Annotated in this window: 17 protein-coding genes; 6 read left to right on the forward strand and 11 right to left on the reverse strand. The window is 62.6% G+C overall.

The features are described 5' to 3' along the window. Positions 1-4 precede the first annotated feature (4 nt). The 9 genes from tssI to tssB all read right to left on the reverse strand — a co-directional run bounded on the left by tssI (position 5) and on the right by tssB (position 11,709). Entirely contained in the window at positions 5-2,014 is a 2,010-nt protein-coding gene (gene tssI, locus J3P84_RS11465) for a type VI secretion system tip protein TssI/VgrG (protein WP_434630254.1), read from the reverse strand. Positions 2,015-2,057: 43 nt separating this feature from the next. Continuing rightward, complete coding sequence (locus tag J3P84_RS11470) at positions 2,058-3,104, reverse strand: hypothetical protein (protein ID WP_434630256.1); 1,047 nt, start codon at positions 3,102-3,104, stop codon at positions 2,058-2,060. A 51-nt stretch (positions 3,105-3,155) separates the two neighbouring features. After that, positions 3,156-5,699, reverse strand: coding sequence for a type VI secretion system ATPase TssH (gene tssH, locus J3P84_RS11475; protein ID WP_434630258.1), 2,544 nt, complete (start codon positions 5,697-5,699; stop codon positions 3,156-3,158). Between the two features lies 1 nt (position 5,700). Then, on the reverse strand, positions 5,701-6,726 hold the full coding sequence (gene tssG / locus J3P84_RS11480; RefSeq protein ID WP_434630260.1) for a type VI secretion system baseplate subunit TssG: 1,026 nt from the start codon (positions 6,724-6,726) through the stop codon (positions 5,701-5,703). Further along, positions 6,690-8,480 carry a type VI secretion system baseplate subunit TssF gene (gene tssF, locus J3P84_RS11485; protein ID WP_434630262.1) on the reverse strand — a complete coding sequence of 597 codons (1,791 nt, stop codon included), beginning with the start codon at positions 8,478-8,480 and terminating at the stop codon, positions 6,690-6,692. The genes tssG and tssF overlap by 37 nt, the downstream gene beginning before the upstream one ends. Further along, on the reverse strand, positions 8,464-8,907 hold the full coding sequence (gene tssE, locus J3P84_RS11490) for a type VI secretion system baseplate subunit TssE (RefSeq protein WP_434601125.1): 444 nt from the start codon (positions 8,905-8,907) through the stop codon (positions 8,464-8,466). The genes tssF and tssE overlap by 17 nt, the downstream gene beginning before the upstream one ends. Positions 8,908-8,919: 12 nt before the next feature. Next, positions 8,920-9,417, reverse strand: a complete 498-nt coding sequence (locus J3P84_RS11495) for an Hcp family type VI secretion system effector (RefSeq protein ID WP_186704839.1) — start codon at positions 9,415-9,417, stop codon at positions 8,920-8,922. A gap of 219 nt (positions 9,418-9,636) precedes the next feature. Beyond that, positions 9,637-11,118, reverse strand: a complete 1,482-nt coding sequence (gene tssC, locus J3P84_RS11500) for a type VI secretion system contractile sheath large subunit (RefSeq protein WP_434573555.1) — start codon at positions 11,116-11,118, stop codon at positions 9,637-9,639. Between the two features lie 30 nt (positions 11,119-11,148). After that, positions 11,149-11,709, reverse strand: coding sequence for a type VI secretion system contractile sheath small subunit (gene tssB / locus J3P84_RS11505; protein WP_434630265.1), 561 nt, complete (start codon positions 11,707-11,709; stop codon positions 11,149-11,151). A gap of 224 nt (positions 11,710-11,933) precedes the next feature. On the opposite strand from tssB, the gene J3P84_RS11510 reads away from it, so the two are divergent. From J3P84_RS11510 to tssA, 5 genes are read left to right on the forward strand one after another with little or no spacing between them, the layout of a single operon-like run. Continuing rightward, a complete protein-coding gene (locus J3P84_RS11510) occupies positions 11,934-12,392 on the forward strand; it encodes a type VI secretion protein (protein WP_434630267.1) in 459 nt (152 codons plus the stop codon). A gap of 50 nt (positions 12,393-12,442) precedes the next feature. Then, positions 12,443-13,774, forward strand: coding sequence for a type VI secretion system baseplate subunit TssK (tssK, locus tag J3P84_RS11515; protein WP_434630269.1), 1,332 nt, complete (start codon positions 12,443-12,445; stop codon positions 13,772-13,774). An 18-nt stretch (positions 13,775-13,792) separates the two neighbouring features. Further along, the gene (locus J3P84_RS11520; RefSeq protein ID WP_434630271.1) at positions 13,793-14,554 is read left to right on the forward strand and encodes a DotU family type IV/VI secretion system protein; all 762 of its coding nucleotides are present in this window, start codon (positions 13,793-13,795) and stop codon (positions 14,552-14,554) included. Continuing rightward, positions 14,551-18,375 carry a type VI secretion system protein gene (locus J3P84_RS11525; RefSeq protein WP_434630273.1) on the forward strand — a complete coding sequence of 1,275 codons (3,825 nt, stop codon included), beginning with the start codon at positions 14,551-14,553 and terminating at the stop codon, positions 18,373-18,375. Before J3P84_RS11520 ends, J3P84_RS11525 begins: the two co-directional genes overlap by 4 nt. Further along, positions 18,372-19,454 carry a type VI secretion system protein TssA gene (gene tssA / locus J3P84_RS11530; RefSeq protein ID WP_434630275.1) on the forward strand — a complete coding sequence of 361 codons (1,083 nt, stop codon included), beginning with the start codon at positions 18,372-18,374 and terminating at the stop codon, positions 19,452-19,454. The genes J3P84_RS11525 and tssA overlap by 4 nt, the downstream gene beginning before the upstream one ends. Here the strand turns inward: tssA and J3P84_RS11535 are convergent. Then, positions 19,451-20,404 (reverse strand): 2-hydroxyacid dehydrogenase, encoded by a 954-nt coding sequence (locus tag J3P84_RS11535; protein ID WP_434601121.1) that lies wholly within the window; start codon positions 20,402-20,404, stop codon positions 19,451-19,453. The two genes, tssA and J3P84_RS11535, sit on opposite strands and share 4 nt — an antisense overlap. A 374-nt stretch (positions 20,405-20,778) precedes the next feature. Between J3P84_RS11535 and J3P84_RS11540 the strand changes: the two genes are divergently transcribed. After that, positions 20,779-22,059, forward strand: coding sequence for a serine/threonine transporter (locus J3P84_RS11540; protein WP_434630277.1), 1,281 nt, complete (start codon positions 20,779-20,781; stop codon positions 22,057-22,059). A gap of 261 nt (positions 22,060-22,320) precedes the next feature. On the opposite strand, the gene acnB is transcribed toward J3P84_RS11540, so the two are convergent. Further along, on the reverse strand, positions 22,321-24,921 hold the full coding sequence (acnB, locus tag J3P84_RS11545) for a bifunctional aconitate hydratase 2/2-methylisocitrate dehydratase (RefSeq protein WP_305501222.1): 2,601 nt from the start codon (positions 24,919-24,921) through the stop codon (positions 22,321-22,323). Positions 24,922-25,128 lie beyond the last annotated feature (207 nt).

Genomic DNA, 25,128 nt, shown 5'->3' on the forward strand with positions numbered 1-25,128 from the left:
TTCCTCAGTTGACCTTCACCAGGCCGCCCTTGATGGTCAGCATGCCGCCGCCGTCCACGGTCTGTTCGGCGGCCGCCTTGTTCACCAGGCTGATGCCAGCATCGTTGGTCAGGGTGGTGCCGGCCTTGTTTTCCAGCGAAGTACCCGCCTGATTGCTCAAGGCGGTGCCGGCCTTCTGGCTGATGGACGTGCTGGCCTGGGCGGCCAGGTCCGCGCCGCTCTTGATGGCGAAGCTGCCGCCGCTTTGCAGGGTCAGGGTGCCGCTGACCTTGATGGTCAGGTTGCCGTCCACCGTCAGGCTGTAATTGCCGGTGACCTTGTGATCGTAATTGCCGCCGGTGCTGTGGGTCTGGTCCGAGCCCACGGTGACGGTGCGGGTGTCCTTCACGTCGAGACTGTCGCTGCCGGTCTGGATGGTCACGCTGCGCCTGCCTTTCTCAAGGGTGACGGTTTCGTCGCCGTCCTTCACCGTGCGCGTGCGGGCGTTCTGCACCGTGAGGGTTTCATCGTGGCCGACGGTGGCGGTGGTGTCGTTGAGCACGTTGATGTTGAAGTCCTTTTGCGCCTGGAGAAACATCTCCTCGGCGTCTTTCTTGTCTTCGAAGCGCAACTCGTTGAAACCGCCGCCGCCCTTGGACGAGTTGGTCTTGATCCCGGACTGGGTCTGGTTCGCTGGCAGCGCATAGGGCAGGGCATTGTCGCCGTTGTAGACGCAACCGGTGACCAACGGCCGATCCGGGTCGCCGTCGATGAAGGTGACGATGACTTCCTGGCCGATGCGCGGCACAAACTGCATGCCAAAGCCCTTGCCGCTCCAGGGCAGGACCACGCGCACCCAGCAGGAGGAGGTCTCGTCGTTCTTGCCGGTGCGGTCCCAGGGGAACTGCAATTTGATCCGGCCGTATTCATCGGTCCAGATTTCTTCGCCGGCCTTGCCCACCACCACGGCCGTCTGGGTGTGCATGCGCGGTTTTGGCGTGATGCGAGCCGGTCGGTAGGCGGTAGTCTTGGGGATCGCTTCGAAGCGGTTGCGGTAACTGTCGTGGCTGGCTTCATGGCTGACCGACGTTACTACCCAATCGATATTCAGCGTCGTGTCTTCATGGCCGGCGAGGGTGAACCAATAGCCCGGGATCAGCCAGCGGCAGTCGCTTTCGCCGACAAAGCGTTTCTCCTGGCTGCGCAGGCCGTCCACCCGCTGTTTGGTCAGCGCATCGCCCTGGGCCTTGGCGGTATAGCCGCCGGGATGTGCGTACATCAAACTCGGCCCGGCCACGGCTTCAGCCTGGCTGAAGAGTGAGGTGGTCGGCGTGGTGAACTCATAATCGGTGGCCTGGTAAACCCCGGCCACCGCTTGCAGGCATACCTGCCCTGAGCGGATGCCGTGCAGTTCGCGCTCGCCCAGTTTCTGCCCGAGATAATTCACCGTCGGCCCATTGGGTATGGGTGCGAAGGCGTCGTTGCTGTCGGCCAGTATCAGCGTGTGCTTGCCTTGTTCGTGGCTGAAGAACCAGAAGATCCCGTCTTCTTCCAACAGACGGGAAATGAATGCCAGGTCGGTTTCGCCGTATTGCACACAGTACTCGCGCGGCGTGTAGCTGCCGCTGAGCTTGAGCTGGAAATCGGTGAAACCGTGGGCCTTGAAAATCGTGGTGACGATGTCCGAGGTGGCGAGGTTCTGGAACACCCGGTTGTTGCTGGCAAGGCTCAACCACCAAAGCCACGGTCTCAGTAAAAGTTGATAGCGCTCGGCGGTGGCGTCGGCTGGTAATTGGCGAATCTCGGCCACCAATCCATCCTGCGGGCGCAGCAGGGCGTCCTTGTGCAGCGTTGTGGTTACATGGCTGGCGACGGCCGTGGTGAGGTCCAGCGAGGCGCCGTCGTTGATGCCGTTGAGGATGTGCGAGCCCAAGGCATTGAGGCGTTCTTCGCCGGACAGTGAGTCAGGGTACAGCGCCGACAGCGAGGTGGAGGTGAGGGAGAGGGAGGTGTTGATGTCGACGGTACGGGGCATGGAGCAGCCTCAAGGCATAGACTAGATTCTGGCTTGACGATATTTAACTACCAAACCAGAGCTTTCCCGGCTTCCCATGAAAAAAACTATTGATGGCCTGTGGCTTTTTTTCTTTTAATTTGTCTATTTCCGCTGCGGCATTACGAACTAGGCGCGCGTCATTTTTGTAGGCTGGCCCCCACCGATGAGCCGGTGCGCTAGCTTTGGCATCAGTCTGTATGGAACCGGTAAACCACTTCGTGATGACTGTCTCGTTTTCTCCGCTGGCGGCGTTGAACTGTTCCTTGGTCTGCAGCCATTCCCGATTTCTATAACGGTGAAATAAGTAATTGGAAACAAAATGCCCTGGAATCGGCTGTTCGGTCCTGGGATGTTTCCCGAACAAGTAATCACTGATGACTTGCGGCGCCCGGTAGCTTTGCGATTCGAGGGTTTCATCGTTAATGAACTTCTCGGTGGCATATCCATTCAAGTCAGTTGGAAAGCAATCAGCCAGCCATTGCCAGAGAAACAGGGACGGCTTACCCGGCTTATCGTTTTGCGAAGGTGCTCGATAATCGGCGGTGTAGCTATACAGGCGTGGGATCTCCGCCACTGTGCCCAATAGACCGTTGGCAATGGCCAGCCATTGCAGGCTGTGGGTATGTTCGCCATGTCGGCCATCCATACTGTCTTTCCAGAACAGACTGGCGCGTAGCAGTTGGCCAAGGAAGCGATCGCCCCCGATCAGGCGCACGGCGATGGGCAGCCCTCGCTCCGAGGTATCGTTACGTAAACCTTCGTGGTACTGAAATCCATACTGGGCGGCGACCAGCCCCATTGCCCGGGTAAACTTGTTCGGCGTCATCGGGGTTAGTCTTCGATAATGTTCCCAGATCTTTGCAGAGACCTCGGTCAGACTGGTTTGGAAATGAAGGTCATTGCAAAGGAAAGCCGCGATATTTGAGTAGGCAGTATAGAAAAGAGCATCATCCAGCGGCGCCGGAGCCGTTTTACGCTCGCCGTTTGCGAATTTGGTAAAGCGAAAGTTGTTGGCTCTTAAACTGACTTCGGCTTCTGCCGCGTTAGCAAATACTGTGTTGGCCATCATGCGTTCCCTCTATGCCCTTTGGGTTATGTGCAAACCGTTTTTTGTCGATCCTTACTCCAACACCCACTCCGCCAACTTCCCCGTCACCTGCGTCATCAACACATTCTCGACATCCCGTGCCCCCGCCGCGCTGCACTTGGCCAACACAGCCTTGACGATTCCCGCATCGAATTCGAATTGCTTGCCAGTCGCGGCCTTGTAGCGCCCGCGCAATTTCTCCAACTTCGCCAACACAATCCCTTCCAGCGTCGCTTCATCCAGCGGCCGGTACGCCACCACCGTCATGCGCGCCAGAAACGCCGGGCGGAACGCTTGCAGCAGGACGTTATGCAAGGCTTCGTTGAAGGCGTCGCTGCCCAATTGCGCGGTCGGTGTGTCCAGCAGCAGTTCGGCGCCAACGTTGCTGGTGGCCAGCATCACGGTGTTCTTGAAGTCCACCACCAGGCCGGTACCGTCTTCCATCAGGCCTTTGTCGAAGACGTTGTAGAAGGCTTCGAGCACGTCCGGGTGGGCCTTTTCAATTTCATCCAGCAACACCACGGAATAGGGTTTTCGGCGGACTGCTTCGGTGAGCACGCCGCCGCTGCCGTAGCCGACGTAGCCGGGCGGGGCGCCCTTGAGTTGGCTGACGGTGTGGGCTTCCTGGTATTCGGAGAGGTTGATGCTGATCAGGTTGCGTTCGCCGCCGTACAAGGCGTCGGCCAAGGCGTAGGCGGTTTCGGTCTTGCCCACGCCCGTGGGGCCTACCAACAAAAACACGCCGACCGGTTTCTGCGGGTCGGTGAGACCGGCGCGGTAGGCTTGCAGGCGTTGGGCGATGGTATTCAGTGCGGTGCCCTGGCCCATGACTCGCTGGCCCATGCGTTGGCCGAGGGTGCGCACGGCGTGGGCTTCATCGGCGAGCATCTTGCCAACCGGGATGCCAGTCCAACCGGCAATCACCGCGGCGACGGTCTTGCTGTCCACCTGTTCGGGCACCAGCGGATCGTCCTGGCGAATGGCATCGAGGCCGGCTTCCAGGCGCAGCAGTTCGGCGGCGAGGTGGTCGATGCGGTTATCGATTTCGGTGTCGGCTTTTTCGCTGTCGGCACGTTCGCTCAAGGCGAGCAGTTCGCGGCGGGTGTCGAGCAGTTCGCGCACGGCTTCGCGCTCTTCGCCCCAGCGGGTTTCCAGCTCGCGGATGGCCTGCACGTTGCTGCTCGATTCGCTTTCCAGCAAGGTGATGCGCTCGCGATGATCCAGCCCGGTGGCTTGTTCCCGGCGTAGCCGTTCGACTTCATCCTTGAGGCTGTTCTCGCGATGGCGCAAGCTTTCCAGCGGCGGTGGTACGTCGTGCTGGCCGAGGGCGACCCGGGCGCAGGCGGTGTCGAGCACACTGATGGCTTTGTCCGGCAACTGTCGTCCGGAGATGTAGCGGTGGGACAGCTTCACCGCCTCGTGGATGGCCGCGTCCAACACTTGCACGCCGTGGTGCTGCTCCAGTTTGCTCGCCACGCCCCGGAGCATTTCCACGGCGGTGAGCTCGTCCGGCTCCTCGACCTGCACCAACTGGAACCGCCGAGCCAGGGCCGGGTCCTTCTCGAAGTATTTCTTGTATTCCAGCCAGGTGGTGGCGGCCAGGGTACGCAATTCGCCCCGGGCCAGGGCTGGCTTGAGCAGGTTGGCCGCGTCGCTGCCGCCTTCCGCACCACCGGCGCCGATCAACGTATGGGCTTCGTCGATGAACAGGATGATCGGTTTTTCCGCGCTGCGTACCGCGTCGATCACGCCCTTGAGGCGCTGTTCGAACTCGCCCTTGACGCCCGCGCCGGCCTGCAACAGGCCCAGGTCAAGCACGCGCAGGGTGACTTCCTGCAAGGACGGCGGCACATCCCCGGCGGCGATGCGCAGGGCGAGGCCTTCCACTACCGCAGTCTTGCCGACGCCCGGTGCGCCCACCAGGATCGGGTTGTTCTGCCGGCGTCGGAGCAGGATATCGATGCACTGGCGGATCTCGCCGTCACGGCCGACGATAGGGTCGATGCGGCCGTCCCGGGCATCGGCGGTCAGGTCCTGGGTGTACTGGTCCAGCACCGGGTCCTGTTTCGGTGGTGCTTCGCCGGGTTTGGCCGGGCGCACGCCGCCGACATGCTCGCGGGAGCTTTCGGTCCATTCCAACAGATGGGCGCGCAGGGCATCGCGGGGAATGCGCAGCAGGGACGAGGCGCTGTTGAGCAGCAGGCTGCGACGTTCGTCACGGTCCAACAACGCCAGCAACAATAGCCCGGAGCGAATGCTGTCCAGGCCCAACACGCTGGCCTGGACCACGGCGTCCTCCAGCAGGCCGATGGTTTGTGCCGACAGGGCGGGCGTGCGGGTGCTGCCGGATTTGAACAGGTCCAGGGCCTTATTGGTTTCGGCGGCCACCGCGTCACGCTCCAGGCCGAAACGCGGCAGCAGGCAGGCGAAGTCACCGCCTTCGATGTCGAGCAGTTCCAACAGCAGGTGTTCGATTTCGACGTAGTGGTGGCTGCGTTGCAGGCAGCGTTGCGCGGCCCGTTCCAGGGCTCGGCGATTGTCCGGATTGAGGCGTCCGATCAGGCTGGCCAGTTCCATTTCAGGCGATCTCCGGCTGGCGAAGGCGGGTTTCGATGCGTTGCACGGCCAGGCTCGGCTGGCGTTGCAGGCCACCGTTCCAATTCAGCCGTGGCGCAGTCTGGCGACTCAACTGCAACGGGCCGGCGCCACGAACCAGCAGGACCAATGTGCAATCCAGGTCTGGGCCGAAATACAGCGCACAAAGGCTGGCGAGCAGCGGATGGATTTCGCCAGTGGGCAGCAAGCCGCTGGCTTGGGGCGCGCTCAGCGGTCCCAGCGTCAGGCGCACGCCGGCATGTTCGTCCCAGACCCGAGTACCGGCGACTGCGTTGCGGCCCAGGCGCAGGTTGCGTCCGTCCGGCTGCAAGCAACTGCGGCTGGCCGGCGGGATTTCACGCCAGCCACCTTCATAGGCGTTCAGCTCGACGGGCAAGCCGAACTGTTCACGGACAATCGCCGCAAACCCGGCCAGGGAACGCCGACCATCGGCATACAGCGCGGCGCAGGCCAGGACCGCCGAGTCGGGGGCGGCCTGGCGTTCCTGCAAGGCCTTGGGCAGCAGGCCGGTCAACGCGCGCAGTTGTGCGTGTACAGCGGACGCGCCAGGGGGCGTGAAACCGAGGGCGACGCGATGCTTGCGCATCACCTTGTACAGCAGGCTGAGCAGGCGGTGCTGGAACAGGTCGAGGAATTCCGCCGGGGCATGATCCTTCGCCCGCGCCCGTTGTTGCAGCCATTCCTGGTAGGCGTAGGGCAGCGGGCCGTCCGGGCCGCCGAGGCCAAAGATCGGCGTGGTCAGGGTCGGCGGCAGGCCGGGTTCCTGGCCCAGGCTTTCGACCTCGCTGGCGGCGAACAGTGGCGTCAGCGGTCCACGTAGACGCACGGCCTCGGCCTGTGGCGCGGTGCCGCTGCCCAGGGGCTCGGCCTGGGGATGTTCGCGTTCCAGCAGCAACAGGGCCTGGAGCCATTCGAAGCGTTGTGGGTCGCGCCGCAGTCGCTCGCCCAGGTTCAGAGCGCGAGGGGTTTGCCGGCTTGGGGTTGCCATGTCTTCACCTCCTTGTCGGACTGGACCAGCACGGTGCGCACAAATCGATTGGCGGTGGCATACAGAGAAAAGAATTGCGCCAGCACGCCGGAGAACAGCACGGCGCTGCTGCCGACGAAGTGATGCGGATCCAGTTGCAGGCGCACCTCCAAGCCGTTGCGCCACCCGCGCCAGGCATCCTCGCCAACATGGGCGATGACCCGTTCACAGGTCAGTCCGGATACGCCTTCGATCTGGCGGCGCGCGCTGGCCTCGTCCCGCAGGTTGTGCAATTCGAGAATCTCGCGCAATGCGTCAAGCGCCTGGGGACCTTCCACCAGTGACAGATGATTGAGGGTCAGTTGCGACACCAGTCGCCAGCGCGACTCGCCATCCAGGCGCGGCAGGCTCTGCGGGCTGGGAGGATTGCGCAGGCGCGCCCAGGCCACCGGTCCGGGGCGCTCGAAACCCAATGGCGTGCCGGCCGGCAGGCTCTGGGCCAGGTGGCGGTTGGTGCACAGCAGTTCGGCGGTGAGGCTGTAATCCCGGGATTCGGCCAGTGGGTCGAAGCGGGTGTCCACCAGGCTGACCATCACGTCAGTGCCCAGTCGGTTCGGGCTCATGCCGCTGACCCGTCGCGCATGCCAATAACAGGGCTCGTCGCTGCCATGCTGGCTGCCGTAATAGGCCGGCACTTTGCGCACTCCTTGTTCGGTCATGGCGCGCATGCCCCGGATGCTGTGGATCTCGACGCTGTTTTCCCGGTGACTGTCGGCCACCAGCCGATACTCGCTGCGAGTGCCGTCCGGGCGCAGCGGCTCGGAGGTCCGGGGAAACAGATTGATCACCGGAGCGCAGCCCAGGGCGATGTCGCTGGCCTGGAGCGGCAAGCGGCTGGTTGGTGCCCGGTCGAACGCGATGTACAGGTATAAAGAAGCGTCGTCGCTGTGGGCGCCGGCCAGCGGCAGGTCGAAAAAGCCGAATTTGTCCGGAAAGGCGAAATACTCCGCCAACAGGCGCATGCCTGGGTGCACGCCGTCCTCGTCCGGCAGCAAGGCTTGGTCGCTGGCGAAACCGACGATGCGTGGCAAACCCGCCAACGGTTCCGGCACGCTGCCCGGCGCGCCAGCCAGGACCTTGATGGCGTGAGCGCCAAGCAAATCGTACAGCCCGGCGTTGATCATCGGTGACGCCGCCAGGTGTACCCGCAGCGAATCGATGCCCAGCGTCGACCATTGGCTTTTTCCCAGGCAACGCAACTCCAGGCGCAAGGCCGAGCGGGCCTGGACTACTCCGGTCAACGCCTGGGCCTCGTCACTGCCCAGCAGCAACGCTTCGCTCACTTGCAGTGGCCATAGATGCACGGCAGCAGTGGTGCGGAAATGAATGCTCTGGCCTTTGTCCGTGGTGACGAACAATGGCGTGTCGCGGGGCAGGGGATAGCCCTCGTTCAAGTTGCCTTTGCTCGGGTCGGGCTCGAACTGCACGATGGCGCACGATGGCAAGGGTCGCATGGCCAACGGGTAAAGTTGTTCGAGCAGGGCATCACTGAATTCGGCGTAGTCGTCATCCAGCCGGCGTTGCAAGCGCGCGGCCAGCAGCGCGAAGCCTTCCAATAGTCGTTCGACGTGGGGATCGGGACATTCACCGGGGGACAATTCCAGGCGCCGGGCAACCTTGGGGTAACGCTCGGCGAAAAGGCTCCCGGCATGGCGCAGCCAAGTCAATTCGCGTTGGTAGTAATCCAACAGTTGCGGGTCAATCGAGTCGCTCATGGCGCACCTCAAGGCCGTCGCCGGCGTGCTCGATTACAAACGCCACGGGCCATGGGTGCGGGTCGCCACGCAGTTCGCCCGACAGCCGTATGCACAGTTGCTGCGGATGGCCCGGCACCGGGCAGACTTCTACCTCGCCCAGGCGCAGGCGCGGTTCGAAGTGGGTGATGGCCTGGCGAATTTCCCGGGTCAGTTGACGACGGTCATCGCTGCGCTGCTGTTGCAGCGCGGTCCAGTCGGCGATGCCGTAGTCCAGGATGCTCGGTGGTTCGGTCAGCGCCCGTAGGCCGCGCCGGGTATTGAACAGGCGTGACAGTTCGGCATGTACCGAGTCCTGCAATGCCTGTCGATCGAACACCCGCCCGGCATCGTCTGCCGGGCTTGCCAAACGTTCGAACAGGGGCGGGCGCAGCCCGAAGCCAGCCATGGCGCGGCGTCCTTACTTGGTCATTTTGTTGGCGGCCAAATCCCAGGTCGTGCCGGCCGTGCCTTCCTTGGTGCCGTCATCTTTCTGGGCGGTGAGCTCCCATTTGATCTTGGTGAAGTTCAGCGACAGGGTTTCCACCGGTTTGCCACCGGTACCACCGCTGACACTGACGTTGGACAGCACGACGTTGGTCAGGGTGTAGACGATGAACGGCATGATCTGGCCGCTGCCTTCGGCGGCGTTGCGGCCGATGGTGACGACGGCTTGCGGGATCGGCTTACCGGCGCAGCAATATTCATTGAGCGACGGAGTTGAGCTGTCGATGAATTTGGTCAGGGTGAACTCGCCGATGTGCGGGCGGCCGGAGGTGCGCTCCGAGTTGCTGACGTCGTTGGTGACCTGCATCGCCACGTTGTGGCTGTAGGACATGACCTCGATCTTGTCCGTGAAACCCTCCAGCAGGCTGTCGCCCTTGATGTCGCCGCCGAGGTCGAGAATGATTGCGTCCATTGTTTGGAACTCCTGAATTCGAGTGGGATGTTCAACGCAAAACCTGTGGCGAGGGGATTTATCCCCGCTGGGGCGCGAAGCGGCCCTAAACCTGACAACCCGGTGTGTCAGGCAGATTGAGTTGACCGCTTAGGGGGCTGCTGCGCAGCCCAACGGGGCGGTGCGACGTTTCGCTAAATCCCCTCGCCACAACAAGCTATTCGCCACAGATTTCAACCGTCAGGCAGCTACCGGCGGCGGCAGCGTCGCCACCAGGCGGATCGAGGCGGTCAGTTCCTCCAGTTGGAAGTGCGGCCGCAGGAACACCGTCGCTTTATAGGCCCCGGGCTTGCCAGCCACCTCGGTCACGTCCACCCGGGCCTCGCGCAACGGGTACTGCGCCTTGATCTCCTGCGGCGCGTTGTCGTTGATCAGCACGTAGTCGGCGATCCAGTTGTTGAGGTAGGTCTGCACGTTGTCGCGGGTCATGAAGCTGCCGACCTTGTCGCGCATGATCACCTTCAGGTAATGGGCGAAACGCGAGGCCGCCAGCACATACGGCAACATCGCCGAGATCCGTGCGTTGGCGTTGGCCTCGTTGGTGTTGTAGACCTTGGCCTTGTTGGTGCTCTGGCCACCGAAGAACACCGCCACGTCACTGTTTTTCTTGTGGCACAGGGCGATGAAGCCGAGGTCATTGAGTTCTTTCTCGCGACGGTCGGTGATCGCCACCTCGGTCGGGCATTTGAGCGACAGGTCCCCGGAGCTGGTGCGGAAGGTATGGGCCGGCAGGCCTTCGACCGCACCACCGCCCTCGGCCCCGCGAATCGCCGCGCACCAACCGTATTTGGCAAAGGCCTCGGTGATGCGTTGCGACAGTGCCCAGGCGGCGTTACCCCACAGGTATTTGCTGTGGTCGGTGCCGTTGACGTCCTCGACGTAATTGATGCCTTCCACCGGCAGGGTGTCCGGGCCGTACGGCAGGCGCAGCAGGAACTGCGGCAACACCAGGGACACATAACGCGAGTCTTCGCTTTCGCGGAAGGCGCGCCACTTGATCAGCTCCTGGCTTTCGAAAATTTTCGACAGGTCCCGGGGGATCGCCAGTTCGGTGAAGCTGGTCATGTCGAACAGCCGCGGGCTGGCGGCGGCAATGAACGGCGCGTGCGCGGCGGCTGCGACGTTCGAGAGTTTTTCCAGCAGGCCGATGTCCTGCGGATGCCGGCCAAAGGTGTAGTCGCCCACCAGGAGGCTGAACGGGTGCCCGCCGAAGGTGCCGTACTCTTCCTCGTAGATCTTCTTGAACAACGCGCTCTGGTCGAATTCGACGGCTTTCTCCAGGTCGTTCTGCAGTTCTTTCTGGGTGACGTTGAGCAGGCGCAACTTGAGCCGGGTACTGGTTTCGGTGTTTTGCACCAGCAGGTGCAGGCCGCGCCAGGAGGCCTCGAGTTTTTGCAGGTCGGGATGGTGCAGGACTTCGTTGAGCTGGGCGCTGATCAGCTCGTCGATCTGGCTGATGCGGTCGTTGATCATGGCCACGGTGTCCTTGTCGATGGCCATGCCTTCGTCGAGGACCTGGGTGGCGAACTCCGCCAGCATGTCGCGGGCGTAGTCTTGCTGGCTGTCGTCGTGGGCCATGCGGCCTTCGGCGATGATCTTGTCCAGCAAGGACAGGGTCTGGGTCGTGCTCTCGCTGGTTTGAGCGCTGGATGAAGCAGGCATGGCTTTATCTCCCTTGAATGAGGCGCGCGATCAGGCCTGTGGTTCGACCGGGGCAGGGTCATCGTTGGCGGCTACGGTGGGCAGTTCTTGCGTCGCGTCCTGGGGCCGGGCCGACTTGATCTCCTGCAGGCCTTCGGTGTTGGCGATCACGTCACGCAGCAGCTTGTCCAGGTCATCGTTGCCGTCGAGCTTGGTCAACAGGTCCCGCAGGCGCTGCCGGGCTTCGAACAAGCGGCGCAGCGGCGTGACCTGCTCGACGACCTTTACCGGGTCGAAATCGTCGATGTGCCGGAAGTTGAGTTCGATATTGAGCTTGCTGTCGTCGCCGCTGAGGGTGTTGTTCACCTGCAGCGTGGCGCGGGGGGAGATGGAGGCGAGCACCTCGTTGAAATTATCCCGATCGATCTCGGTGAAGCGCCGCTCGTTGAGCTTGGGCAGCGGCTCCAGTGGCTTGCCCGAGAGGTCGGCCAGAATGCCGACGACCAGTGGCAGTTCTTTTTTCTCGATGGCGTTGCCGATTTCCACGTCGTAGGTGATCTGGACGCGGGGAGGACGGACTCTGTCGAGCTTGTGCTGGGTACTTTCTGCCATGGTGGCCGACTCCGATGCAGGTGTGGAAGCAATGCATCGGGAGTCCCGCTCATCGCATTCCCTTGCTGATCCGCAGGTTGCAAATGGACGGCAGAAAACCTGTCATTCCCTTGACGAACCTGGTCCATTCGACTGTGTGGGTCGAACTATCCAAGACGCTAGAACAGGTCTATAAAAAAGCAAGCAAAAACAATTTTTGACCGCTGAGAAAAGGAAGATTCATTTTGCGTGCGTTTTTTCATGGATTTTTTTTCAGCCTGGCGCTCAGCGGGTGCTCGTTGTTTGCCCCCAGCGTCGACCTCGACAGCCTGACCCTGGACGTCGCGCCCCGGGCCAACGACGACACGCCGATCGCCGTGGATTTCATTGCGGTAAACGACCCGGACCTGCTCAAGCAACTCTCGGGCATCACCGCTAGCCAGTGGTTTGCCGAGCGCGAACAGTTCCAGCGCGACTATCGTCAGCTCATGTCGGTGTGGGGGCTGGAGCTGGTCCCGGGGCAATTCATCGACCGCCAACCCTTCCCGCTGGAGGGCCGGCGCGCCGCTGGACTTTTGGTCTTCGCCAGCTATAACACTCCGGGAGCCCACCGGCTTCGGCTGGACGATCAGCACGAGGCCTGGCTGAAGTTCGAAAGTCGCGAGATGACCCTCGTGAATGATGATCGGCACAAGCAGCCTTGAGTGACCGCGGGCCGCCTCGCGCGGCAATTTGGGATGTCGAAGGGAGTCGTATGAGCCTGTTACCTGACGCGGTGTGCTGGCACGAGGGCATGCAACTGTTGCCCCAGCATTTTCAGTTGCAAGGACTGCGCGCCGAGGCCCTCGCCGCGCATTTTGCCGGGGCTTGCAACCCTTGGTTCTGGGGCGTCAGCCAGTTGGAAGTCGATCCTTCGGCCCTGAGTGCCGGCCAGGTACGCCTGTTGCAATTGCAAGGCACCTTGCCGGACGGCTTGCCGGTCAATCTGCTGGCCGGTGTCGGGCCAACCCTGGAACTGGACGTCAGCGAGGCGATCGACAAGACCGACGACGCCACCGTGACCGTGTACCTGGCGGTCAGCCCGCTGTGGCGTGCCGGGCAGTTGCTGCCGCTCAAGGGACGTTTGCAATCGGTGGTCGGCGAGGCTTTGCCAGACCTCACCAGCGGCGAGTTTCCCGAGTCGATCACCGTCTGGCGGCCCAACCCGAGGTTGTGCACGCAATTGAGCAAGGCTGATTCGATCTGCTTGCCATTGCTGCGCATCCGCAAGGAAGGCGGCGGTTTCTGGCGCGTGCCGTATACGCCGCCAACGCCGATCCTGCTGCCGGAGTCGGCCCTTGGTCGGCGGGTGGCCGGGGTGTGCGCGAGGGCCAGGGAAAAGTGCATGTTTCTCGCCGGTCGCTTGCGTCAGGCCCAGGCGGCTGGCAACCAGGACGATGCCATGGAGATCCGTCGGCAATTGACGGCCCTGTGGGCGCGCTTGCCGGAACTCGAAGGGATGCTGAATACCCGGGTGGCGACGCCCCAGGCGCTCTACGGTTTGCTGCTGGGGCTGGCCGGGAGCTGGTCGGCGCTGGACCCGTTGGCGGGCGTCCCGGCTTTCGCCCCGTTGGATTTTCTCGAGTTGCAGCGCGGCTACGAGCCGCTGCTCGACTGGCTGGAAACCACCCTGGAATTGGTCCGCGCCGGCTACCGCAGCCTGGCATTCGAGCGCAACGAGCAGGTCTTCTCGATCCAGTTGCCTGACGACCAGCCCAATCAACGCCTGGTGATCGGTTTGCGCATGCCCAACGGCGCCGGCGAACAAGCGGCGGCCGAATGGTTGCGCGGCGCGATCATCGCGTCGGCGCCCCACATTGCGCTGCTGAGCCGCCAGCGCATGAGTGGTTTGCCGCACCAGGCCATGAGCCGCAACGAGCAGGTGGCCTACAGCGTCGGTGACGACACCCGTTTGTTTGTGGTGGCCGCGAGCGGGCAATGGTTCGACGGGCAATTGCCGCTGCACATCGTGGCGCCGGCCTCAGCCCAGGCCAGCAGCCCGTGGCAAGTGGTGTTGTTCGTGGCGCAAGCCAGTGAAAATGCCTGATCGCAAAAGGGGAGTCGTATGCCTGACGGAAGTGGCGGGGTGGTTCGGAGTCTGCACGAGGCGCCGCTGAGCAGTGCGTTTCGTCAAGCCTGGTTGAAGTGGTCCCAGGAATGGCAAGACTTGCCCAAGGACAGCGACCCTGCGGTGCTGGTCAATCGGGTCGTGGAGTTTTCCGGTCGCGGCGCCCAGCGTCTCTGGCGGGTGGCCTATGCCACCGTCGGCGATGCCGCTTCCGAGCAGGTCAAGGCGCTGGTCTATGCATTCGTCGCGCTGGTGGACGAGACCTTGCTGTTCAGCACCTGGCCCGGCCAACTGGCCTGGCAGCAGCATCCCCTGGAGTCACGCATGTACGCCAGCCGCCAGGCCGGCGAGCGCTTGCCCGCGGCGATCAAGAAACTGCTGGATGAGCAGATGCCGGGCACTCGGGACCTGGCGAATGTCTACCTGCAATGCCTGATCCTGGGATTCCAAGGGCGCTTGCGCGGCGAGCCTGGCCAGATCCAGCACGAAAAATGGCGCGTGGCGTTGTTCACCTTTGCCTGGCAGCACGAACCCGATTACGTCGACGTCAGCCAGCGCCTGGCGATGTCTGCGGCGGCGACGCCCGCGCGTATGCCCGCGCAGCAATCCTTGCCGGACGGCTTTCGCCTGGGGTTGGCGATCGTGGCGATGGTGCTGTTGTTGACTGGCCTGGGGCAGGTCTTCTGGCGTGACATCCGCCTGGAGCTCGAACCCGTGTTGCAATTGAACGAGTCGTCAGTCCAGGAGCAGGATTCATGAACACCCTGAGCATCGTCGCCTTGGTGCTGCTCGCCATTGTCGTGGTGCTGGTGATCGCGGCAGCGGTCTGGTGGTTGCGAACCCAGGGCGGCGCGGCGGTTCGCAATTTCTACGGGGCGGTGCGCCAGATGGAGCAGGAGCAGGGCACCCGCGACCGCTATCAGACGCCTTGGCTGATGATGCTCGGCAACGAAACCGACGGCGCCCAGCTGTGCAGCCAATGGCGTTTGCAACCCACGGACAAGGCGGGCTGGTTCGGGCGCTGGTTTTGCGATGCCGAAGGCGCCGTACTGGTAGTGCCCCAGGCGTTGTTCCTGCCCGATGAAGGCATGAACCGGCAACGGGGCAACTGGTGGCGACTGCTGGGCCTGCTGTTGCGGCTGCGCAGCAAGCGGCCATTGGACGGGGTGATCTGGACAGTACCGTTCAGCAAGTTCGATGACATCGAGCACACCACTGAGCTGAGCCTCAAGGTCCGACGGGTTTTTATCGATTTGCTGCAACGGTTTGGCCTGAGCCTGCCGGTTTACGTGGTGATAACCGGGATGGAAGAGTTGCCCGGGTTCCAGGAATTGGTCAGCGCGCTGCCTGCCAAGGCGCGGGACTCGATGCTGGGTTGGTCGTCGCCTTATTTGCCGGATGCGGCGTGGCAGTCGCACTGGAGTGACCAGGCGCTGGATGAGATCAACGCCGCGCTGGCGCAATCGATCATCGAGATCGGTGCGTTGTCGGGACAGCTGAGCACCGATCTTTATGGCCTGCCGGAACGCTTCGAAGGCCTGCGACGAACCTTGCAGATCTTGTTGGAGCCGGTATTCCAGGGCAACGCCCAAGGCGAAGCGCCGCGATTTCGCGGCGTGTACTTCACCGCCAGTCAGGCACCGGCCGTCAGCGGCGACAGTTTGGCCGCCCATCACAATGGCCAGCGGCAAACGGTGTTTGCCCGGCAATTGTGGTCGCGACGTCTTATGGCCGAACGCGGCCTGGCCCAGCCGGTGCCTCGCTTGCTGCGCGTGCGCCAACGCGGTCATCGGCTGGCCGGCGCGGTGGCGTTGGTGGTGGGCCTGGTCTGGTTGGGAGGCATGGTCTGGGTCTGGCGCGATTCGGTGGAAAACGCCGAGGGACTGTCGCGGTTGGTCCTCAGTGCCCACAAGAACCACATTGTCATTGACCCGGACCAGCCGCAACTGGAGCCGACCCGGCATAACGTGCAGAACTACTGGAACGTCTTGGAGAAAGCCCCGCGCTGGCGTTATGTCTCGGTCGTCTTCCCCACCTCCTGGTTTTCCTCCGTGGACACGCAGCTGGAGGATGGCTTGCGCCTGACCGCCCGGCACCATTGGATACTACCGCTGCGAGACTTGCTCGATTCCGACCTGGAACAGCTCAAGTCCATCCGCAACACCGAGCGCCGGGGCAACGTCGAGAACGACGATCCGGCGCAGTGGCAAAGCTACCTGAAGGCCAAGGCGCTGGTGGATCTGGCGGCACGCCTCGAGCAGCACAACCAGATGTTCAGCCAAGTGGTGAACGACCCCAAGGCGCCACTGGACGAACTGGTGCAGTTGAGCAACGCAGCGTTGTCCTTGGGCCTGAACACCGGGACTTTGAGTCGCCCACAGTTTTACAACCGGGTCCTGTTCGATGCGCGAAACAGTGATTTGCAAGGGCTGGACCTGAACGCCGCGCGCCCTGTGATTACCGATAATTTCACCGGCCTGATGCAACGCTGGCTGGACCATTACTTCTTGGCGGACAACTTCGTTCGCCAGGCCGGTTATCTCAAGTTGCACCTGCAAGGACTGGAGGCAGGCAGCGGCAACTCCTTGAGTGAGCTGGAAGACCTGATGGCGCTGATCGATGACCTGCAGACGCTGGTCAGCCTGACCAACTCCGCCTGGGGGCGGGGCAAGGGCCAGGACCTCGTGCCTGGCTACACCCAGATGCTGGACAAGGTCAGCCACAGCACTTTGCTTGGCCCGGATATCACACAGGACTTGGAGAGCCAGGCGGCGAAGTTGCAGCAAAGTTTTCGCGACCAGTGGATCGTCCAGAGTGGTTCCCGGGACAATCTGCTGGTGCAGCAGGGCAGTGGCTTGCTGGTGTTGCAGGACCATGTCACGGCGTTGGACGGCGCGGTGCAAGCGCTGTTCAAACGGGATTTCGTGGCGCTGGCGATGCAGAAGGATCCGTCGCCCGGCAATCCGGATTCAATAGGCCAGGGCGATGGGAGTGATGATTTCAGCGTCGCCCTGAATTATTTCGCCAGCTACAAGAGCTATGCCAGCGAAGAGCTGTCGCGGATCCCGCCGGATTACCGTGACGCGCTGATGCAGGCCGCCGAAAACGCCGCGGCACGGGCCATGTGGTTGAGCCTGGATGAAAGCGACGAGCCGTCGCCGGGCCTGGGCTTCAACGTACAGACCGGCCAAGCCGTGGCGCTGCAGAAAGCCTTCATGGACGTGCACCGGGGCGACCTGGCGATACGTTTCCAGCGCCTGCTCAATCGCCGGGCATTGGCGCAGATCAACAATGGCCTGGCCGAAATCGATGCCCAGCCGTTATTCAGCCAGCGCGCCGATATCGAGCGTTGGGACGGTTCGAAGAACTTCGGCTTGCAGCTGTATGGCGCCAACGATCCACAGGAACTGAAGCTGAACCTGAACCAGCAATTCAGTGCCATGCTGCAGATCGCCGAACAGCGCATGCCTGCCCTGGAATGGCTGATCGTCCAGCAGGACGACCTGTCCGCCCTGGAGCATGACCAGGTGGCGCGGTTCATGGCCCTCAACGACGAACTGCTCAAGTACAAGAATCAGAACCCGGCCAGTTCGGCTGCCCAGTTGGAGCAATTGGTAAGTCGGGATTTCAATGCGATGGACACCGCGTCCTGCGCGCAGATCTTGCAGACCTCCAGCCTGTCCGGTGGGCGCGGCGACCTGGCTCGGCGCACCGTCGCATTGCAGCAGGGGGCGCTGCAGCGTTGCCTGTACCTGCAACAGAACCAGGCGGCAATGGCCTGGAATGACCTGGCCAATTATTTCAACCAGTACCTGGCGGGACGCTTCCCGTTTTCCCAGGACGTGCGGGCCAGTGATGCCGACCCGGCACGGGTCCGGCACCTGTTGGAACTGATCGAGACACGCGTGCCCCTGGCCCAGGCCGGGCTGACGCTGAGCCAGACGCCGGAGCGGTTGGCGGCCGAGGATTTCCTCAATCGCTTGAAGCAGGCCGGTGTCTGGCTCGGGCCGCTGTTCGTGCGGGACAAGAGCGGCATCCTGGGCGTGGAGATGGACGTGCGCTGGCGCACCGACCGCGAGGAAGAGCGCGGCGCCGACCAGGTCATCGCCTGGAGCCTGGACGCCGGCAACCAGCAGATCAACTACCCCGGTGAGGGCCAGCAGAACCTGCGCTGGATGGTCGGCCAGCCCGTGCGCCTGACCTTGCGTTGGGCCCGCAACGGCTACCAGCGCCCGGCCAACGATCCGTTGCAACCGAACCTGGTGGTGCGCGACTTCGAAGCCGGCTGGGAATACCAAGGGCCATGGTCGTTGCTGCGCCTGATGCGTTCGCTGGGCTCGGCCCAACGCCAGCCGAATGTCGACTACACCGATTTTCCCCTGGCCCTGCAACTGCCGGTGACCGCCCAGACCCAAGCCCGCACGGCGCAACAGACCTTGATGTTCGTGCGCCTGTCGTTGATGAGCCAGGGTTCCAAATTGCCGCTGTCGATCCCGCCGCTGCCGACACAGGCGCCGCGGTCACCTTTCCTCGCGCCTGCGTCGAGGCCTGCCATTGCCACCCGTGAGGAGGGCCTGTGAGTTTGCCGATAACCCCGTTGCCCGAATTGGTCAGCCAATTGCTCGAACCGATCAGCGCCGAGTCGCCCTGTGGTCAGGATCTGCGTTACGAAACGGAGTACGACCAGCTACGCGAATTACGTCGGGAAGACGACACCAGCCTGCCCACCGGCGTGTGGCAGTCCTCCATCAAGCGCGCGCTTTGGCCGGACCTGGAGCGGCTCGCGACCACGTTGCTGCTTGAGCGCAGCAAGGACCTGATGATCAGCGCCTGGCTGGGGGAGGCCTGGCTGCACCTGGCCGGGCTGGAAGGTTTGCCCGGCAGCCTGGCACTGGTGGCGGGGCTGTGCGAGCGCTATCCGGAACATCTGCACCCCCTTGCCGAGGATGGCGATCAATCGTGGCGGGTGATTCCACTGGAATGGCTGGCCCGTCGCTACAGCGAAGTGCTGCTGACGCGGGTGCCGTTGCTTGATGGCCGTGACCCAGCCTTCGCGGGTTTCAGCCTGGACGATTGGCAGCGCCTGCAGCGCCAGCAAGTGCTGGGCAACGACAGCAAGAACGCCAAGGCCTCGGCGGAGGCGGCGCGCAACGAACAAAAGAAACTCAGCGAACTGATTCGCAACACCCCGTTGTCCTTCTGGTTGCACCGCCAGGGCAGCCTGATGTTAAGCCTGCAACACTTGCAACGACTCGAAGCCTGGAGCGACGCCTACCTGGGTCATCTGGCGCCGGGCTACAAATCCTTGCAGGACGTGATGCAAGCCATGTTGGCATTGGTAGAGGAGTTCATCGCGATGCATCCACAGCAACCCGCCGTCGTGCCCGCGCAAACGCCCACGGTGACAACGACGCCGACCTCCCAGCCGACGGCGGCACCTGCCCAGGTCTTCCAGGAACCGGCCAATCGTGAAGAGGCGTATCGACAGCTGCTGGTCATTGCTGGTTACCTGGCGCGCACCGAGCCCCACAGTCCCGTGCCTTATCTGATCCGGCGCGGTGTGGAGTGGGGCAACAAGCCGCTGAGCGAGCTGCTGGGAGAACTGATCAGTGCCGATGCCGAGTCCCGACGGCTGTGGACGTTACTCGGGGTCCTCTAATGCTGCGCGTCGGGTAGCTCCACTGGCGTCAGCACCGGTTTGCCGGAAAAAAACGCGTTCAGGTTATCGCCGACCAACTCCACCATGGCCCGTGTCGCTTCCGGCGACAGGCCAGCCACGTGAGGTGTCAGCACGACGTTGGACAAATGCTTCAGGGCGTCGGGTACTTCGGGTTCATGGTCGAATACATCCAGCGCAGCCCCGGCAATTCGCCGATGTTCGAGGGCGTAGATGAGCTCGGTCGTGGCGACCACGCTGCCGCGGGCAATGTTGACCAGGAATCCGTTGGGACCCAGGGCGTCGAGGGCTTGCTTGTTTATCAACTGGCGGGTGTCCAGCCCTCCGGGCGTGGCGATAATCAGAAAATCCGAGACCCGGGCCAGTTCGGTGGGCGTTGCGCAGAAGGCGTAGGGCACGTCGCTGCGTACGCGGCGATTGTGGTAGCTGATGTTCATGTCGAAACCGAGGGCGGCCCGCTTGGCAATCGCCATGCCCACGGCGCCGAGTCCCAGCACGCCCAAGTGCTTGCCAGCGAGGGAAGGGCGCGTGCTTCGCGGCCATTCGCCCCGGCGCAGGGCTGCGTCGGATCGAGGCACATCGCGCACCAAGGCCAATAACAGCGCCATGGCATGGTCGGCCACCGATGAAGCGTTGACCCCGGCACCGTTGGTGACGACGATGCCTCGGTCGCTGGCGGCTTGCAGGTCCACTTGTTCATAACCGGCGCCGATCACGCAGATGATCTTCAGGTTGGGCAGGGCGGCCATTTCCTCGGCAGTCAAGCCCAAGGGGCCGCGGGTCAACACCGCGCTGAACCGTTCACCGTGTTCGAAAACCGCTGCCTTGCGTTCGGCGGGCGTGGGCGCGAGTTCCAAGTGATAGCCTTGGCGCTCCAGGATCGGCAGGTATTCGTTAACGGTTTCAACCAGTACCAGAACGGTTGCAGTCATGCTGTGCTCCTGTGGGCGCGGGCGATTTTGATATTCAACCTGATTGTAGGGGCCGCAGGGAGGTGTAGCTTGGGCTTTTTGTATTTCATTTTCGGACCCTTGTGGGAGCGAGCTTGCTCGCGATGGCGATGGCACGTCCAATATGAATGTCGACTGACCCACCGCCATCGCGAGCAAGCTCGCTCCCACAGGAATGCAGGTCAATGTTCAGTGCAATGACCCTGCTCCGGATAACCATTCCTCAGCTAAGTCTTTGCTTCTGTTCATGAATCCCGGACAATCGCGCCCCTGTTTCGGCCAGGGGCGCTGCCTGTCGGATTTTTCCGACTCGTCCCGGCCGGGTGCATATGACCGGAATGCGGAGATCCGACCGGATGAATGATCAGGCCAACAGCGTCGAAGAGCGCTTTGAAACGACAGCCCCCGCCACCCTCGGCGAATGGAGTCGCCATGACACGACCTGGATGCTGGGCCTGTTTGGCACCGCCATCGGTGCCGGCACGTTGTTCCTGCCGATCAATGCCGGCCTCGGTGGTTTCTGGCCGTTGCTGATCCTGGCTGTGCTGGCATTTCCCATGACCTTCTACGCCCATCGTGGGCTGACCCGCTTCGTGTTGTCGGGCCGTGACGGCGCGGACATTACCGAGGTCGTGGAAGAGCATTTCGGTATCAAGGCCGGCGCGTTGATCACGCTGTTGTACTTCTTTGCCATTTTCCCGATCCTGCTGATCTACAGCGTGGCGTTGACCAATACGGTGAGCAGTTTCCTGGAGCATCAGTTGCAGATCCAACCGCCGCCCCGGGCCGTGTTGTCACTGGTGCTGATCCTCGGTCTGCTGGCAGTGGTGCGCTGCGGCGAACAAGCGATCGTCAAGGCCATGAGCCTGATGGTCTACCCGTTCATCGTGGCGCTGCTGTTCCTGGCGGTGTTCCTGATCCCGCACTGGAACGGCGGCATCCTCACCACGGCGTCCACGGTGCCTGAACCTTCGGCCCTGCTGCACACCTTGTGGCTGGCGATTCCGGTGACGGTCTTCTCGTTCAACCATTCGCCGATCATCTCGGCATTCGCGGTGGACCAGAAGCGTCGCTATGGTGCCAACGCCGAGGAACGCAGTGCGCAGATCCTGTCGCGTGCCCATGTGCTGATGGTGGTGATGGTGCTGTTCTTCGTGTTCAGTTGCGTGCTGACCCTGTCCCCGGCGCAACTGGCCGAGGCCAAGGCGCAGAACCTGTCGATCCTGTCGTACCTGGCGAACCATTTCAGCAACCCGACTATCGCCTTCGCGGCACCGCTGATTGCCTTCGTGGCGATCTCCAAGTCGTTCCTGGGGCACTACATTGGCGCCAGCGAGGGCCTCAAGGGCCTGGTCGTCAAGAGTGGTCGCCGCCCGGCACCCAAGACCCTCGATCGGCTGACCGCAGCGTTCATGTTGGTGGTGTGCTGGATCGTCGCCACTCTCAATCCGAGCATCCTCGGCATGATCGAAACCCTGGGCGGCCCGGTCATCGCGGCCATCCTGTTCCTGATGCCGATGTACGCCATCCGCAAAGTCCCGGCCATGGCCCGCTATCGTGGCCAGGCGTCGAATGTCTTTGTGGTGTCGGTGGGCTTGGTGGCGATCACTGCGTTGGTCTATTCCCTCATGGCCTGACCTGCGTTTATGTGGGAGCGAGCCTGCTCGCGAAAGCGGTGGTTCAGTTGGCAGGGATGTTGGCTGTGCCGCCGCCTTCGCGAGCAGGCTCGCTCCCACATGGGTTCCGGGTTGTCTGCCAAAATTGCAGCGGCCACAAAAATCCCTGTGGGAGCGAGCCTGCTCGCGAAAGCGGTATGTCAGCTTGCATCAAATCCCCAGGCATAAAAAAACGCCGCCCCTCGCAAGAAGGGCGGCGTTTTTTGTCGGGCGTTTTAAGCTTTACGCTTGAACGACCGGGATGTTGGCGTTGGCAGCCGCTTCACGGAACTCGGCGATCTGGTCGAAGCTCAGGTAGCGGTATACGTCCGCTGCCATGCTGTCGATCTTGCCGGCGTATTCCATGTACTCCTCGACGGTCGGCAGGCGACCCAGGATCGACGCCACGGATGCCAGCTCAGCCGAAGCCAGGTAGACATTCGCGCCGTCACCCAGACGGTTCGGGAAGTTACGGGTCGAAGTGGAGACCACGGTGGAGTTCGGTTCCACGCGTGCCTGGTTACCCATGCACAGCGAGCAGCCCGGCATTTCCATCCGTGCACCGGCCTTGCCGTAGATGCCGTAGTAGCCTTCTTCGGTGAGCTGGTGAGCGTCCATCTTGGTCGGCGGCGACAGCCACAGACGGGTTGGCAGCTGACCCTTGACCTGATCGAGCAACTTGCCGGCAGCGCGGAAGTGACCGATGTTGGTCATGCAGGAACCGATGAACACTTCGTCGATCTTCTCGCCAGCAACGCTGGAAAGCAGGCGGGCGTCGTCCGGGTCGTTCGGCGCGCAGAGCACAGGCTCCTTGACGTCGGCCAGGTCGATTTCGATGATTTCCGCGTACTCGGCGTCCTTGTCGGCTTCCAGCAGTTCCGGGTTGGCCAGCCAGGCTTCCATCGCCTGGGCACGACGCTCCAGGGTGCGGGCATCGCCGTAGCCTTCGCCGATCATCCAGCGCAGCAGGGTGATGTTCGACTTCAGGTACTCGGCAATCGATTCCTTGGACAGCTTGATGGTGCAACCTGCGGCCGAACGTTCTGCCGAGGCATCGGACAGTTCGAAAGCCTGCTCGACGGTCAGGGTTTCCAGGCCTTCGATTTCCAGGATGCGGCCGGAGAAGGCGTTTTTCTTGCCTTTCTTCTCGACAGTCAACAAGCCTTTCTGGATCGCGTAGTAAGGGATCGCATGGACCAGGTCACGCAGGGTGACGCCCGGTTGCAGCTTGCCCTTGAAACGCACCAGGATCGACTCGGGCATGTCCAGCGGCATCACGCCGGTGGCGGCGGCGAAGGCGACCAGGCCGGAACCGGCCGGGAACGAGATGCCGATCGGGAAACGGGTGTGGGAGTCACCACCGGTGCCGACGGTGTCCGGCAGCAGCATGCGGTTCAGCCAGCTGTGGATGATGCCGTCGCCCGGACGCAGGGACACGCCGCCACGGGTCATGATGAAGTCTGGCAGGGTGTGGTGGGTGGTGACGTCGATCGGCTTCGGATACGCCGCGGTGTGGCAGAAGGACTGCATCACCAGGTCGGTCGAGAAGCCCAGGCACGCCAGGTCTTTCAGTTCATCACGGGTCATCGGACCGGTGGTGTCCTGGGAGCCGACGGTGGTCATCTTCGGCTCGCAGTAGGTGCCCGGGCGAACGCCGGTCACGCCGCAAGCCTTGCCGACCATTTTCTGCGCCAGGGTGAAGCCCTTGGTGCTTTCGGCCGGCGCTTCAGGCTTCTTGAACAGGTCCGAAGGCGGCAGGCCCAGCTCGGCGCGGGCTTTTTCGGTCAGGCCACGGCCGATGATCAGCGGAATACGACCGCCGGCACGGACTTCGTCAAGCAGGACCGGGGTCTTCATTTCGAAGGTGGTCAGGACTTCATCGGTGCCGTGCTTGCAGACTTTGCCGGCATGCGGGTACAGGTCGATCACGTCGCCCATGTGCATGTTCGACACATCGAATTCGATCGGCAGGGCGCCGGCGTCTTCCATGGTGTTGTAGAAAATCGGCGCGATCTTGCTGCCGAAGCAGAAACCACCGGCGCGCTTGTTCGGCACATACGGGACGTCGTCGCCGAAGAACCACAGCACCGAGTTGGTGGCGGATTTACGCGAGGAGCCGGTACCGACCACGTCACCGACGTAGGCGATCGGGAAACCTTGGCCACGCATCTCTTCGATCTGCTTCATCGGGCCGGTCTTGCCTTGCTCATCGGGCACGATGCCGTCGCGAGCCATTTTCAGCATGGCCAGGGCGTGCAGCGGGATGTCCGGGCGGGACCAGGCGTCAGGGGCAGGGGACAGGTCGTCGGTGTTGGTTTCGCCGGTGACCTTGAAGACCCGCAGGCTGATCTTGTCGGCCAGCACCGGGCGGTTCTTGAACCACTCGCCATCGGCCCAGGATTGCAGGACGGCCTTGGCGTGGACGTTGCCGTTCTTGGCTTTTTCCGCCACATCGTGGAAGGCATCGAACATCAGCAGCGTGTGCTTGAGTTCTTCGGCGGCGACCGGGGCCAGTTCGGCGTCGTCCAGCAGGTCTACCAGGGTCACGATGTTGTAGCCGCCCTGCATGGTGCCGAGCAGTTCTACAGCGCGCTTCTTGTCGATCAGAGGGGATTGGGCTTCGCCCTTGGCCAGGGCGGACAGGAAACCGGCCTTGACGTAGGCGGCTTCGTCGACTCCAGGCGGAACGCGATTGGTGATCAGGTCAACGAGGAAAGCTTCTTCGCCAGCCGGGGGATTCTTCAGCAGCTCGATCAGGCCTGCGGTTTGTTCGGCGTTAAGCGGCTGGGGAACGATACCCAGTGCTGCGCGCTCTTCGATATGTTTGCGGTAGGCTTCAAGCACAGTTATTACCCTCATCAGTGGTCCCAAATGGGTGTCCGGGACGCTCATCCAGAAACTCACGGCACTCATGCGCGTCAGGGGGCTTTTTGGGCCTCCACGCCAGAATTGCCGGAGTTCCTCACAGAAGCTGCTTTCAAAGTTTTACGCCTGCAGAACGGGAGCTGATGAGGGTTGGCGTTGGGCTTTCCCCGCTGGAAAGACCCTTCG

The sequence above is a fragment of the Pseudomonas sp. Z1-29 genome (assembly GCF_051131995.1).
Taxonomy (GTDB): domain Bacteria; phylum Pseudomonadota; class Gammaproteobacteria; order Pseudomonadales; family Pseudomonadaceae; genus Aquipseudomonas.